Origin of the sequence: Pseudochrobactrum sp. B5 (assembly GCF_001939785.1) — a bacterium.
GTDB lineage: Bacteria > Pseudomonadota > Alphaproteobacteria > Rhizobiales > Rhizobiaceae > Pseudochrobactrum > Pseudochrobactrum saccharolyticum.
The window spans coordinates 106,158-121,285 of record NZ_MOYL01000002.1 but is presented as its reverse complement, the minus strand read 5'-3'; the positions used below and the strand labels follow the sequence as shown (position 1 = coordinate 121,285).

Sequence of the window (15,128 nt, the reverse complement as noted above, 5' to 3'; positions counted from 1 at the left end):
GCCGCCGGTAAGATCATCTCACCGGCGGCTTTTTTTCATTTAATCAACTCAGATCAGTCAATATCCTGTACATCGGCATCCTTGCCGTGTACGCGCTGCGCCAGAGCAGCTTCCATAAACTCATCCAGATCACCATCCAGTACATCGTCCGGACTTGTGCTTTCAACACCGGTGCGCAGGTCTTTGACCAGCTGATAAGGCTGCATGACATAAGAGCGGATCTGGTGTCCCCAACCGATATCTGTCTTGGAAGAATTCACCTCATTGGCGGCTTCTTCACGCTTCTTCAGCTCTTCTTCGTAAAGACGTGCGCGGAGCATCGACCAGGCCTGTTCACGGTTTTTATGCTGTGAACGCTGGGTCTGACACTGCACCACAATACCGGTGGCAATATGCGTAATACGAACCGCCGAATCTGTGGTGTTAACGTGCTGACCACCGGCACCGGAGGCGCGGTAAGTATCAATACGGACATCGGATTCCGATACTTCGACTTCAATATTGTCGTCGATCACCGGATAGACCCAGATACTGGCAAAGGATGTGTGGCGGCGGGCATTGGAGTCAAACGGCGAAATACGCACCAGACGATGCACACCTGATTCCGTTTTCAGCATACCGTAGCTGTTATGGCCCTTCACGAGGATGGTTGCGGATTTAATACCCGCTTCTTCCCCTGCCTGAACTTCCAGAACTTCCACCTTACGACCGTCGCGCTCACCCCAGCGCGAATACATGCGCAGCAGAATGGACGCCCAGTCCTGACTTTCCGTACCACCGGCACCGGCATGAACTTCCAGATAAGCATCATTGCCGTCAGCTTCACCGCTGAGCAGCATTTCAATCTGACGCTTGTCGAGTTCCGCCTTGATCTCGCGAATACCGTTTTCCGCATCGGTGATGATGGACTTATCGCCCTCTTCTTCACCCATCGCGATCAACTCGATATTATCATCGAGCGAACGGGTCAGCGCCAGAATACTGTTAATGCTGTCATCCAGCTGCTGGCGTTCACGCATCAGCTTCTGTGCTTCCTGCGGGTCATTCCACAAGGTCGGATCTTCAGCACGGCTGTTCAGATATTCGAGTTTCTTCAGTGACTGATCCCAGTCAAAGATGCCTCCTCAGCAGGCTTATGGCCTGCTTGATTTCGTCAACCAAGTTCTCAATCTCGGCACGCATAGCTGCGGCTCCTTTGTCAGTCTTAATAATTTCGCAGTCAAACCTGAGCTTTAAATACAAAAGCATACAGGCATTTTTCATGAAGCCTGTATGCTGATTGTGTTTAAGCCTGTCAATATTTCAGGCTTAGGGCAGGCTTAATAAAGACCGCCAGATCCGGAATTAATTGCCTTATTCGCCTGCGGCGATTGCGGCTGCACCGGTGAGCCTTCCTGGAAGCTGTCGGCACCGATCACAGAATAGCTGTCGGCTGGGCCTGTTCCCGGTTTAAAGGCTTCCATAATCACATCAGGGCCACCCGGCGTTGCACGCATACCGGTACGGCGGTTGATCGCAATCATGGTCATGCCTTCAGGCACACGGAAGTCCACTTTCGGTGCCCCCTGCATTGCCACGGTCATGAAATCCTTGAACACCGGCACAGCAAGGCCGGAACCTGTACCGCCGCGGCCGAGCGGTGCAGGCTGATCCATACCGAGATACAGACCGACAACCATATCCGGCGTGAAACCGACAAACCACGCATCTTTTTCGTCATTTGTCGTACCGGTTTTACCGGCAATCGGACGGTTCAGGCTCAGCAGCATACGCGCAGTACCGCGCTGAACAACACCTTCCATCATTGATGTAATCTGATAGGCGGTCATCGGGTCGAGCACCTGATCGCGCTCGTCAACCAGTTCAGGTTCTTCCTGATTGTTCCACTCTTCCGCATTACAATTCTGGCACTGACGCATATCATGCTTGAAAATAGTCTTGCCGTAACGATCCTGCACGCGGTCAATCATTGAAGGTGTGATCGACCGTCCGCCATTGGCCATGATCGAATAGCCGGTGACCATGCGCAGCACAGTGGTTTCACCGGCACCAAGCGACATGGAAAGCACCGGCATCATCTTGTCATAAACACCGAAACGCTCTGCATATTCCGCAACGGTCTTCATGCCCATATCTTGTGCCAGACGCACAGTCATCAGGTTACGGGACTGTTCGATACCATAGCGCAGGGTTGAAGGGCCGGAGAATTTGCCGGAATAGTTTTTCGGGCTCCAGACGCCGAGCGAACCGCCCTGATCGACAGAGATCGGGCCGTCAAGCACCACGGATGCCGGTGTATAGCCATTATCCAGCGCTGCCGCATAAACAAACGGTTTGAAGGCCGAACCCGGCTGGCGATAGGCCTGCGTGGCGCGGTTAAACTCCGACTGCGCATAGGAGAAGCCGCCAACCATAGACAGCACGCGGCCGGTATGCGGATCCATAGCAACCAGCGCACCGGAGATTTTCGGCACCTGACGCAGACGGTAAGCATCGCTGCCCTCGCCTTTTTTCTCCACATAAATCACATCGCCGACCTCAAGCACACCTGCCGGTGATTTCGCTGTCGAGCGCTTGCCGCCGATATTCATGCGCATCGCCCATTTCATATCCGCAGCGGCAACGCGGCCGGTCGCACGTTCTTCACTGATTTTACCGGACGGATCACGGGCCGGCTGCAATCCGATTTCCAGCGCATCCGGTGTGGCGTCCAGCACAACAGCCAGATGCCATTCTGGCACGTCAGTCAGACCGGCAACTTCACCCAGTTCCTGACCCCAGTCTGTGCTCAGATTGAGATGTTTGACAGGGCCGCGATAGCCTTGCGCCTCATCATAACGGATGAAACCGTTATGCAATGTTTTACGCGCCATGACCTGCAGTTGCGGATCAAGCGTTGTGCGCACGGAAAGCCCGCCTTCAAGCAGCGAAGCATTGCCGTAACGGGTTACAATCTGACGACGCACTTCTTCGGCGAAATATTCACTGGCGAACAGACGGCCATCCGCATTATGCGGCTTCACGCCCAGCGGTGTTTCTTTGGCTTCTTTTGCATCCTCAACAGAAATATAGCCGTTTTCCTGCATACGATCGATGACCCAGTTGCGGCGCTCAATCGCGCGCTGGGCATAACGATACGGATGATAATTGGCAGGGCCCTTGAGGAGTGCTGCAAGATAAGCAGATTCGCTGATGGTCAGTTCATTGACCGACTTGTCGAAATAGGTCAGCGCAGCACCGGCAATACCGTAAGCGCCCATACCGAAGAACATTTCATTGAGATAAAGCTCAAGAATCTGGTCTTTGCTGAAAGTACGCTCCATACGCAGCGCAACAATTGCTTCCTTGATTTTACGGTCATAAGTCTGCTCGGAAGTGAGCAGCATATTTTTGGCAACCTGCTGCGTGATGGTCGACGCGCCCACAGGACGGCGGTCATTACCGGTCAGCTTATTGACAATATTGGTGGAGACCGCACGGGTAAGGCCGAGATAATCCAGCCCGTGATGCTGATAAAAGCTCTTGTCTTCCGCTGAAACAAAGGCTGCTTTCACGCGATCAGGAACCGCCTGAATCGGCAGGAACATGCGGCGTTCTTTGTAATATTCCGCCATCAGACTACCGTCTGCGGCATGCACGCGCGTTGTTACCGGCGGCTCATATTTGGCCAGCACTTCATAATCCGGCAAGTCCTTGCTTATGCTGCCGACATAGAAGGCAACGCCTCCCGCAACGATCAGCATCAGCACCGTTCCGATGCCGAAAAAATATCCGATGAGCCGTACCATATTTTATCCGGTGTCCGTTTCAGATTATCTGCTACATATCATTAACTTAGAGCATTTCACAGTCAAATTGGATCAATTTGACGACCGTGATAATGCGGCTACTAAAGAATCCAGAACGAATGCCGCGATCCAATTTGGACGTAATCCGCTCCGGTAAAAATTCACAGGCAATTTTAGCAGGCTTTGCAGCGTAAAATTGTTTTCAACCTGATGAACCCTTCCAAGCCATTCATCTCTGAGCCCTGACCTGAACCCTGATCCGGTGTTAAACCAGACCAACAGCGTGGTAGTGAACAGCAAATACGTCAAAGACAAGATGAATTTACTGTTTTTAACTCTTTATTCATTTCTGTGACGCTTTTGACGCAGCCCTCACAGATTTTACGGCTGCGCCTGAACATTGTTGCGCAGCGTATAATATTTATCCACTGCATGGGAAATACGCTCCACCGCACGTTTGCGCCATGAAGCATCTTTCAGCAGCTTCTCATCGTCTTTATTCGACAAATATCCGATTTCGACGAGAACCGAAGGAACATCCGGTGCACGCAACACCTGAAATCCGGCAAAACGATGAGGATTATTAATCAGATTAACCTTGCCCTGCAGAGATTTGACCAGCCCGTCAGCAAAATTCAGCGAAAAAGAATGCGTTTCACGCTGGGTCAGCTCCATGAGGATATCATGAACGACCGGCGCTTCTTCACTGTAAATACCCGCACTGGCATCAGAATTATTCTCGCGTTCCGCCATAGCTCTGGCCACATCATCCGATGCCTTGTCAGACAATGTATAGACCGTTGCACCACGGATATCCTTATGGCGGATCGTATCGGCATGAAGCGAGATAAACAGATCCGCCTCATGCTGGCGCGCCAGACGCACCCGCTCCCCGAGCCGCAGGAAAGTATCATCCTCGCGGGTCATGAGAACATTGATATTCTTGTTCTTCATGAGTTCATCACGAAGCTCGCGCCCGAAAGCAAGCGTCACATTTTTTTCCAGCGTGCCGCTCACACTTTCCGCGCCGCTGTCGATGCCGCCATGCCCCGGATCAATCATCACAGTAAACTGGTGGCTTGAGCCAAGCGTATCGCTGATGGCAGGAGATGCCCCGCCAGCATCGGCATTTAATGAGGCCGTAGTCACTTTCTGATCGGCAAGAGCCTGTGCAAATTCACGGTCAGAACTGGCGACAATATCGGCAACCATACGATAGCCGGACGAAGATTCGTTTTTTACAACTTCCAGCTTTTCAACTTTGAAAGGCCCTTTGGCATTGAGAATCAATCGCGACCGCGTCTGCGCAATCAGTCCGTAGCGCACCTCGGAAATCAGACCGCGCGGCGTCAGCGATTCCTTGTCAAAACCGAAACTGGTTTCCGGCAGGTCGATCACAAGACGATGCGGACGCTCCAGAAGATGCGTCTCTACATTCGGCTCATTGTCAAACATAACCACGATACGGCTGCGCAGATCATCACCGGCCATTTTGAAGGTCAGTGCAGAGAGTTCAGATTTGCCGCCCTGCGCTGCAAATGCAGAATTTATCGGTATTATTGCCACAAAAGCCGAAAGCAGCGCCTGCCGCCGCAAAAACTTGCGAAAAGCCGGTTTTAAAGAAAAAAGATTGGCTGTCAGAATTCGTAAAAACATCGTCTCGATCAAATTATTGCAAAGCTGAGATTCGTTCAGATCCTGCACATAGTTTGCAATCCCCTGCCCGCAAATCAGCATTTACGAACACCCGCCCGTGATCGGGCATTATGATTGCCTTTGCGGCAGTTCGGTGACGTCTGAGCAGTTTCATTTCTCCTGTTTCAGAAAAACCACACTGCCTCACCCGCTCCTGCCGGATGCTGCAACCGCCCGTAACACAGATATGCTAGAGCTTTATCGTTAATGAAGCCTTTGCAAATTTCATCAAATCTGTCTCTGCATCCGGCATCCATGATTACAAAATTTCAATGCCATTTCCCGTCACAACCGGCAACTGACAAAGCTGCGTGCACAAATCACGCATGAAATAAAGCCGGCTTAGATTCCGCCCGCCGTATCTTCACTTAAATCCCGTGTCAGCGACATCAGAAAATCACTCTAAAACATTGAGATAAATGTCGAAATTATAAAATTCTTGCCTGATTTGTTTGAACGGAGTGTGACGCATTATTATATTCTGCTTGTCAGAGGGGCGATCAGGTCCTAAAAGCATTATCAGGTTACAAATCCGCCATCGGAATCATTCTCTGTCCAGCGTCCGGTTAGCACCCGCGGACAGGCTCTTATCGTGGCAGATCAGCTCAGAACCTGACGTTACAACCGTCAGAAAACTGCAGAACGGCCGTTTGTGATAATTCTGATTTGAAAGATTATCCGGCGGCTCAGCGTAACTGAACAAGGATTCAGCACTGGCACGGTTCCCCCGGCCACTGCTCATAAAGACTGCTGACTATGTGAGAAATCATAATCGGCAATCTGTTATCTGCGGCATCACGCGTTGTAAGAAACGCAGTTTACAATGCCGTAACACTTTTGAATTGCTGCATATTTTATCCTTTGGGATTTATGCGGCACTATAATCGGCCTGTTTATCAGGTCTTTCGAGGTCGTTTCGATCGGAACCGCTATGGGTCACGCAGACTTGACCATTGCCAGCCTGAAAATCGCGATTGCCGCAAGGCATCAGCGCGTGAAGACTGTACTCTGCGTTCCGGCGAACCTTAATTTATCCGGCAACCGCGAATATATACGAACCGGCGCTCCCGAAGCGTCTCCGGTTCCTCTTGATTTGCGTTTTTCCGCCGGAAGGAAAAACACTTATGTCGAACAAAATGCTTATCGATGCCTCCCACCCGGAGGAAACGCGCGTCGTAGTGGTGCGCGGTAACAAAATCGAAGAATTCGATTTTGAATCTGAGCATAAGAAGCAGTTAAAAGGCAATGTATATCTGGCACGCGTAACCCGCGTTGAGCCGTCATTGCAGGCTGCTTTTGTGGAATATGGCGGCAACCGCCATGGCTTCCTCGCCTTCTCCGAAATTCATCCGGACTATTACCAGATTCCGGAAGCTGACCGTAAAGCGCTGCTGGAAGCAGAAGCCCGCGCTGCACGTGATGAAGATGATGAAGAGCGTGAAGAAACACCACGCCGCAATCGCCGCGGTCATAATGACCGTCGCGGCTCGGGTCGTCACCGTCATCACAACAACAGCAGAGATCATGCTGCAGCACCGGCTGTACCGGCACCTGAATTTGTCGGCGACTTCGCTGCCGAAGCGCAGGAAGCCTATGCACAGGCATTGCTCAATGCCGCTCAGGAACAGACAAATGACGATGCGGATGATAATGCATCCGTCATGGCCGCCTCTTCCGATCAGCCGGTAATCCGCGAAAAAGCACCGCGCAAACAGCACGCATCAGACAGTGACGACGATGACGATCACGATGATGAAGACGATCAGGTTGAATCGGTCGGCGCTGAAGATGCTATGGAAGAACTGCCGGGCAGCAACCGTGCGCATCGCAAGCACTACAAGATTCAGGAAGTTATCAAGCGCCGCCAGATTATTCTGGTGCAGGTGGTTAAAGAAGAGCGCGGCAATAAAGGCGCTGCTCTCACAACCTATCTGTCGCTGGCAGGCCGTTATTCCGTACTGATGCCGAATACTGCACGCGGTGGCGGTATTTCACGCAAGATCACCAATATTCAGGATCGCAAGCGCCTGAAAGATATCGTCAAGGAACTCGAAGTGCCGCAGGGCATGGGCGTGATCCTGCGTACAGCCGGTGCCAACCGCACCAAGGCAGAAGTGCGTCGTGACTATGAATATCTGATGCGTATGTGGGATAATGTCCGCCAGCTGACCATGCAGTCGCAGGCGCCTGCCCTCGTCTATGAAGAAGGCAATCTCATCAAGCGTTCGATCCGCGACCTTTATAACAAGGATATCACAGATATTCTGGTTGCCGGTGAAGCCGGTTACCGCGAAGCCAAAGATTTCATGCGGATGCTGATGCCGACCCATGCGCGCGTCGTCCAGCCTTACCGTGAAACCACGCCGATTTTTGCCCGCAACGGTATTGAAGCCCAGCTTGACCGGATGCTGCATCCGCAGGTTACACTGAAATCCGGCGGCTATATCATCATCAACCAGACTGAAGCTCTGGTTGCGGTTGACGTCAACTCCGGTCGTTCAACCCGTGAAAATTCGATTGAAGAAACTGCATTGCAGACCAATCTGGAAGCCGCAGAAGAAGTTGCGCGCCAGCTGCGTCTGCGCGACCTTGCCGGTCTGGTTGTGGTTGACTTCATTGATATGGAAGAAAAGCGCAACAATCGTGCCGTTGAAAAACGCATGAAAGATTGCCTGAAAGATGATCGCGCCCGTATTCAGGTTGGCCGTATTTCGCATTTCGGTCTTCTCGAAATGTCGCGTCAGCGTATCCGTGCATCGGTTCTTGAAAGCACCATGCAGCCTTGCCCGCATTGCGCAGGCACAGGTCTGATCCGCTCGGATTCCTCGATGGCGCTTTATGTCATCCGCTCGATTGAAGAATTCCTGCAGCGCAATTCGCAGAACAATATTACTGTTCGCGCACCGCAGGCCACAGCGCTGTATGTGCTGAACCACAAGCGCCACCTGCTTGCAGAAATGGAAAGCCGTTTCGGCCTGACAATTGAACTGCAGATCGATGAAACCGTTGGTCATCAGCATCTGGCGATTGATAAGGGCACACCGGCTGCCGGTCCTGTTAATCCGGTTCCGCAGACAATCCAGTTCATGCCTTATGACGAGGAAAATGATCCGGAAATCATCGATGTGGAAGATGATGCGGAAACCGAAGCAACATCAGGCGATGAAGATAACGCACGCGACGATAATAATGACGACCGCAAGCGCAGCCGTCGCCGCCGTCGTCGTCGCGGTGCCCGTGAACGCGATAATTCGGAAACACAGGGCGAAGCCGCTTCGGATGAAGATGAAGGCGATGATGCAGACGCAGATGACGCACCTTCCCAGTCGGAAGAAGACCGTCGCAAGAAGCGTCGTCGCGGCCGTCGTGGCGGACGTAAAAACCGTCGTGGTGAATATGACAATGACAACCGCATGCCTGCGGTGGAATTTGTCGGCTTCAGCCGCGATGAAGCTGTCACCCGTCTGACTGCCTATAAACAGGCTGTGAAAAAAGCTGCGGCTCCTCTGCCTTCACCGGAATTCGTGGGCTTTAACCCGCAGGTGAAATCAGCGGCTCCGGCTGCGGCCCTGACACAGGATGCTCCGGCCAAGACTGAAGCAGCCCCGCAGACTGAGGTAAAATCCGAGAAGAAGACTGCAAAACCTGCCCGTAAACGCCCTGCGAAGCCACGCGGTGCAAAAGTAACGGCTGAAACAGTTGCGGAAACTGTGACTGAAGTGACAGAACCTGCCGGTGAACCGGTTGTTGCAGCGGCTGTGGTTGCGGAAGCTGAAACTGTGAGTGATGAGGCTCCGGCCAAAACCACACGCAAAAAAGCTGCAGAAAAACCGGCCAAGCCTGCCCGCAAGCCGCGCGCTAAAAAAGCAGCGGAACCGGTTGCAGAAACACAGGCTGAAGTTGCTGAAGCCGTTATTGTGACTGAAGTGGCAGAACCTGCGGCGGAACAGCAAGCAGAAAAGCCTGCCCGTAAACGCAGCAGCACACAGGAAGCATCCAAGCCGGTTGTGACCTCGCAGATCAGTCAGGCTGAAAAGCAGGAAGAACCGGCAGAGCAGCCTAAACGCGGCGGCTGGTGGCAGAAAAAGGGCTTCTTTTAAGCCCTGCCGATAAAACCCATAGAATAGAAAAGCCGCCGGAATTTCCGGCGGCTTTTTTGTTACTGTGTTATGCCTGCGACTTAAACACTAGAGACGTCCAGATTGGATCATAGTGCTCGCTTTAGATTCTTTATTTGGTCGCATTATCACGGGCGTCAAGTTGATCCAACTTGACTGTGAAATGCTCTATCCATCAAATGGATAGCTTCAGAGCCAGCCTTCCAACCGGCGCATTGCTTCACGCATTTCATCAGCTGTGCCCGCATAGGAGAAGCGCATTGTGCGGTGACCTTCCAGCGGATCAAAATCCAGCCCCGGTGTAGCCGCCACATTAATCTCGGCAATCATTTTGCGGGCAAAGGCCATGCTGTCATTGGTAAAGCGTGACACATCGCAATAGGCGTAAAAAGCACCATCCATAGGCGCAGCCAGTGTCAGCCCCATTTTCGGCAGATGCTCGCCAAGGATAGAGCGGTTCAGCGCATAACGCTGCTTGATAATATCCAGCTCATCCGTTGCCTTAAAGGCCTCAATCGCCGCAATCTGTGACAGTTCCGGTGCAGAAATATACAGGCTTTGCGCAATACGTTCATTCGGGCGCACCGCCTCTTCCGGCAGCACCATCCAGCCGATACGCCAGCCGGTCATGCAATAATATTTGGAGAAGGAATTAATCACCGTCACACTATCATCAATGGCCAGTGCAGTCTGGTCAGGACGGTCATAGGTCAGGCGATGATAAATCTCATCGGAGATCACACGAATATTGCGTTCGCGAGCTGCCTCCAAAATGGCTTTCAACTCATCATCTTCAATGATTGCGCCGGTCGGATTGGCAGGACTGGCGAAAAGCACACCTTTGAGCGGCTTTTCCGCATGGGCAGCAATCAGGCTTTCAGCGGTCAGATTGGCACTTTTACCGTCACCGGTGCCGATTTCAACAACTTCAACGCCAAGCGCTTTCAGAATATTGCGATAGGCCGGATAACCCGGACGGGTAATCGCCACACGGTCACCGGCATCAAAATAGGTCAGGAAGGCCAGATTGAACGCGGCCGATGAGCCGGTCGTCACGGCAATGCGCTGCGGGCTGACTTCAACGCCATATTGCTCGGCATAATGGGCCGCAATCGCTTCACGCAGACCAATCAGGCCCAGCGCATCCGTATAACCGATTTTACCATCAATCAGAGCTTTTTGCGCAGCTTCACGCACGCGGAGCGGTGCCGGATCAGCAGGCTGACCAACCGCCATGGAGATCATCGGCGCGCCTTCTGCACGGCGCCGGTTCGCTTCAGCGAGCACATCCATGGCATGAAACGGATCAACTTCACTCCGGTAGGAAAAAACTCTCACTTCTCTGCCCTCAAAAAACACCTGCCCTGCCACCTGTATGAAACAACAGCCTGCAGAACCGGTTAAGCTTTAAACACCGGATGTTCCATAGCCCGAACTGCACAGTGCAACAACAGCATAACAATCACAAAATATTAGCTATAAAACAGCAAAACGAGCCGAAACTTTAAACTTCTTAAGCCTGACTTCAGTTCAGGTCATAAAAAAGGCCTGAAATATCATGAAATAAACTGTGGTTCACAACTGCGGATTCCTGACGGAATATATCATTCTGTTTTTCGCATCCTGTAAGCTAGAACAGCATTATAAATAGTGCAGCTGATTCACACCTGATGCATGTCCCTGTCCAAACTGACCTGTTTGGATACATCATGCGGTAAATGAAAGTGTCCGGAGCGAATGCGATACCGTATTACCGCTCTTGATCGTTTTTAAAACAGGATTTTATTGATGGCCGAAACCGCTCTTCTTTATACAGCCCCTGCGCCGCAACCGGCAGCACCGGCACCGGTTCCCGTCCGCAACAGGTTGTACCGCCCGCTTTCTCTGATGATTTCCGCCGCTATTCTGGCCAGTTCCGCAGTCACTGCCTCAGCGCAATCGCGCTCAGTACCGGTCGTGCGTGATGCAGAAATTGAAGCCCTCGTTACCGATTACACGACCCCAATTCTCAATGCCGCAGGCCTTGGCAAAAAGCGTATCGGTACAATTCTGGTCAACAGCCCGAGCTTCAACGCTTTTGTCGACGGACGGCGCATCTTTATCAATACCGGTGCCCTGCTCCAGTCTGAAACCCCGAATGAGATTATCGGTGTTATCGCTCACGAAACCGGCCATCTTGCCGGCGGCCATCAGGATCGTCTGCGTGAACAGCTCAAACAGGCCAAAACCATGGCTGTTATCGGCACATTGCTCGGCCTTGGTGCGGGGATTGCCGGTGCAGCCACCCGTAACAGCGCCATTGCCGGTGCCGGTGGCGGTATTGCTGCGGGCGGCGGTGAAATCGCCATGCGCAGCCTGCTGTCCTATCAGAGAACGGAAGAAGCAGCAGCTGACCGCTCGGCAATCAATTATCTGAATAAAACCGGCCAGTCCGCCAAAGGCATGCTGACAACATTCGAGCGCTTTGCCAGTGCCCTGTCGATCAGCGGCACGCAGGTTGATGCCTATCGTATCAGCCACCCGTTGCCACGTGATCGTATTGCCAATCTGACAACTCTGGCTCATCAAAGCCCGTATTTTGAGAAAAAAGACCCGGAAGCCCTGCAGCTTCGTCATGATATGGCACGGGCAAAAATCGCGGCCTATTCCGGCGGCCTCGGCTCTCTGCAACGCATGTTCCGTAACAATCCGCGCGGCGTTGGCGCCCGTTACGGCGATGCGATTTACACATTCCTCAATGGCAATCCCCGTAATGCCATTCCGAAAATTGATGCATTAATCAAAGAACAGCCAAAAAACCCTTATTTCCGCGAAATAAAGGGCGAAATGCTGCTGAAAGCCAATAATCCGGCCGGTGCTGCTGCCGAGTTCAAACAGGCTGCCGCGCTTGATCCGCGCAAATCCAGCCTGATCCGTATGAGCTATGGCCGCGCTTTGATGCTGACCGGCAATAAAGCCAACATGGAAGCAGCTATCCGCGAGTTGAAAGCGGGTATGGTACGTGATCCGGAATTTTCGGAAGGTTACGGCTATCTGGCACAGGCCTATGGCCAGTCCGGACAGATGGGGCTTTCGGACCTCGCAACTGCGGATCAGCATTATTATGCAGGCCGCATCAATGAGGCCAAAATTTTTGCAACCCGTGCGCAGACACGTCTGAAATCCGGTTCGCCGGACTGGCTGCGCGCGCAGGACATCATCAATACCAAGACCAAAAAGAAATAAAACACGGCACCAATACCGATTTTCCGTAACAGAACTTCACATTTCGCCAGTATGGCGAACTACCACCATTAACCCGAACGACAAGGCCGGTTTATCCGGAGTGATCCTATGACCATTCATTTCAAGCGCCGTTTAGCTACCACTGTTTTCGGCGCAGCTGCTCTGGTTTCTGCCGTTGCAGCTTCCCATGCACAAGAAGCAAAGCCGCTCGATAAAGCTGCCGTTGAGAAAATCGTCCGCGAATATCTGATCGCCAATCCGGAAGTGATGCTTGAAGTGCAGGACGCTCTGGAAGAAAAACAGGCTGCATCAGCCCGTGACAGCCAGTCCAAGATTATTGCAGAAAATCATGATTCGATTTTCAACGATGCCAATGATGCCGTTTACGGCAATCCGAAAGGCGACGTGACCATCGTTGAATTCTACGATTACAATTGCGGCTATTGCAAACGCGCAATGCCGGATATGCAGGCGCTGCTCAAAGCCGACCCGAATGTTCGCTTTGTCCTGAAAGAGTTCCCGATTCTCGGACCGGATTCCATGCGCACCCATCTGGTTGCACAGGCATTCAAGCGTCTGATGCCTGAAAAATACATGGAATTGCACGAAGCGCTGATGAAAGAGCCGAAAAGCTCTACCGAAGAGAGCGCAATGAAGATTGCTACCTCTTTGGGCGCAGATGAAGCAAAGCTGCGTGAACTGATGAAAAGCAAAGAGGTCGTGACCTCCTTCCAGAGCGCTTATAATGTTGCTCAGGCGCTGAATATTTCCGGCACACCGTCTTATATTATCGGTAATGAGCTGGTTCCGGGTGCGGTCGGTCTGGAAACATTGTCTGAAAAAATCGCTGAACAGCGTCAATCAAACACCGGCAACAAATAAAATTCATAATTTTATCTATAAAATTTGAATTTAGTGCCGGAAAATGCAGTTAAAGCCTGTACGGATACAATTTACAGGCTTTAACCGCAAAGCATTCCCCATTATATGGGAAGAGTTAAAGACTTCAGACAAGCTGAATTCATACGAATAACGGAATCGTAAAGCGACACCACACCCGATGGCACAAGTGATTTTCATTCTGAACGGCCCGAACCTGAATATGCTGGGTAAAAGAGAACCGGCAATTTACGGCTCAACGACCCTTGATGATATTCACGTAAACTGCCGCAAAGAAGCTGAAAAGCTGGGTGTGGAAATTGACTTCCGTCAGTCTAATCACGAAGGCGATCTGGTCACATGGATTCAGGAAGCCGGTGAGAAAGGCGCGCAGGTTCTGATTAACCCTGCAGCCTATACACACACATCTATTGCGCTGCTTGATGCCATCCGTGCAGCTCAGGTGACAGTGGTTGAGGTTCACCTCTCAAATATTCACGCCCGTGAAGAGTTCCGCCACAAATCCTTCGTTTCTCCGGTTGCCAAAGCTGTATTGTGCGGCTTCGGTGCGGAAGGTTATTTGATGGGTCTGCGGGCTCTCGCCGGTTATCAGCATAATCGCGAAAGTTGACCGGATTTTCAGAGTGGATTATGCCACGCATACCTAACCAGCATAATGTACCCTGACCGTCAGGCATATGCTAAAAGCAGTTAAGGCAAAAACGGGAACCGGTTTTCCGTTCAAAACTGCGAAAATAAAAATGGGAGCCTATTCCGATCTGCCTTAACCGGATCGGAATAGGCTCTGAAGAAACAACAATATATATCAGCGGTAAAGGGGCCAGACCCATGACGAACAAAAGCTCCGGTATCGATCAGGCGATCATTCGCGATCTCGCGAACATCCTCAAAGATACCGATCTGACAGAAATTGAAGTTGAACAGGATGATCTGCGCATTCGCGTTTCGCGCAATATCACTGTTCAGGCTGCAGCACCTCAGCAATATTTTGCCCCTGCTGCCGCAGCACCGGTTGCCGCCGCTGCGCCTGCTCCGGCTGCAGAAGCACCGAAAGCTGCTGACAAATCCAAAAATGCCGTGCCTTCGCCAATGGTTGGTACCGCCTATCTCGCACCGGCACCAGGTGCCAAGCAGTTCGTAGAAGTCGGCCAGAGCGTTAAAGAAGGCCAGACCGTTCTCATCATCGAAGCGATGAAAACCATGAACCAGATTGCTGCTCCGCGTGCAGGTACAGTGACTGCTATTCTGGTCAGCGACAGCCAGCCAGTTGAATTCGGCGAACCTCTTATCGTCATCGAATAAGATCTTTCACAGATCACGGCTGTATTTTCAAACATACAACCATCGCTGACCAATTTGAATTAATGCATAGTCTACCTCAGACTATGCCTGAGGCAGGAGC

Annotated in this window: 10 protein-coding genes; 6 read left to right on the top strand and 4 right to left on the bottom strand. The window is 51.8% G+C overall.

Annotated features, from left to right (window positions below; genetic code table 11):
* Positions 1-53 precede the first annotated feature (53 nt).
* From prfB to BKD14_RS07085, 3 genes are all read right to left on the bottom strand, one after another.
* A protein-coding gene (gene prfB / locus BKD14_RS07095) for a peptide chain release factor 2 (protein WP_116087919.1) occupies positions 54-1,182 on the bottom strand; the annotation gives its coding sequence in 2 pieces (ribosomal slippage) (positions 54-1,112 and positions 1,114-1,182; 1,128 coding nt in all).
* A 137-nt stretch (positions 1,183-1,319) separates the two neighbouring features.
* Entirely contained in the window at positions 1,320-3,788 is a 2,469-nt protein-coding gene (locus BKD14_RS07090; RefSeq protein ID WP_022711452.1) for a penicillin-binding protein 1A, read from the bottom strand.
* Between the two features lie 381 nt (positions 3,789-4,169).
* Positions 4,170-5,279, bottom strand: coding sequence for an N-acetylmuramoyl-L-alanine amidase (locus BKD14_RS07085; protein ID WP_245293590.1), 1,110 nt, complete (start codon positions 5,277-5,279; stop codon positions 4,170-4,172).
* A 1-nt stretch (position 5,280) separates the two neighbouring features.
* On the opposite strand from BKD14_RS07085, the gene BKD14_RS19530 reads away from it, so the two are divergent.
* Positions 5,281-5,472: a hypothetical protein gene (locus tag BKD14_RS19530; protein WP_245293589.1), complete on the top strand. Its 192-nt coding sequence runs from the start codon at positions 5,281-5,283 to the stop codon at positions 5,470-5,472.
* Between the two features lie 1,135 nt (positions 5,473-6,607).
* The gene (locus BKD14_RS07075; protein ID WP_075654884.1) at positions 6,608-9,583 is read left to right on the top strand and encodes a ribonuclease E/G; all 2,976 of its coding nucleotides are present in this window, start codon (positions 6,608-6,610) and stop codon (positions 9,581-9,583) included.
* Between the two features lie 207 nt (positions 9,584-9,790).
* Here BKD14_RS07075 and BKD14_RS07070 read toward each other — a convergent pair whose 3' ends face one another.
* Complete coding sequence (locus tag BKD14_RS07070; protein ID WP_139316351.1) at positions 9,791-10,939, bottom strand: aminotransferase class I/II-fold pyridoxal phosphate-dependent enzyme; 1,149 nt, start codon at positions 10,937-10,939, stop codon at positions 9,791-9,793.
* A 549-nt stretch (positions 10,940-11,488) separates the two neighbouring features.
* Here BKD14_RS07070 and BKD14_RS07065 point away from each other — a divergent pair.
* From BKD14_RS07065 to accB, 4 genes are all read left to right on the top strand, one after another.
* Positions 11,489-12,826, top strand: coding sequence for a M48 family metalloprotease (locus BKD14_RS07065; RefSeq protein WP_116087922.1), 1,338 nt, complete (start codon positions 11,489-11,491; stop codon positions 12,824-12,826).
* Between the two features lie 108 nt (positions 12,827-12,934).
* Positions 12,935-13,708 (top strand): DsbA family protein, encoded by a 774-nt coding sequence (locus tag BKD14_RS07060; protein ID WP_022711458.1) that lies wholly within the window; start codon positions 12,935-12,937, stop codon positions 13,706-13,708.
* Between the two features lie 178 nt (positions 13,709-13,886).
* Complete coding sequence (aroQ, locus tag BKD14_RS07055; RefSeq protein ID WP_022711459.1) at positions 13,887-14,336, top strand: type II 3-dehydroquinate dehydratase; 450 nt, start codon at positions 13,887-13,889, stop codon at positions 14,334-14,336.
* 218 nt (positions 14,337-14,554) lie between these two features.
* Positions 14,555-15,028, top strand: a complete 474-nt coding sequence (gene accB, locus BKD14_RS07050) for an acetyl-CoA carboxylase biotin carboxyl carrier protein (RefSeq protein WP_022711460.1) — start codon at positions 14,555-14,557, stop codon at positions 15,026-15,028.
* Positions 15,029-15,128: the final 100 nt, after the last annotated feature.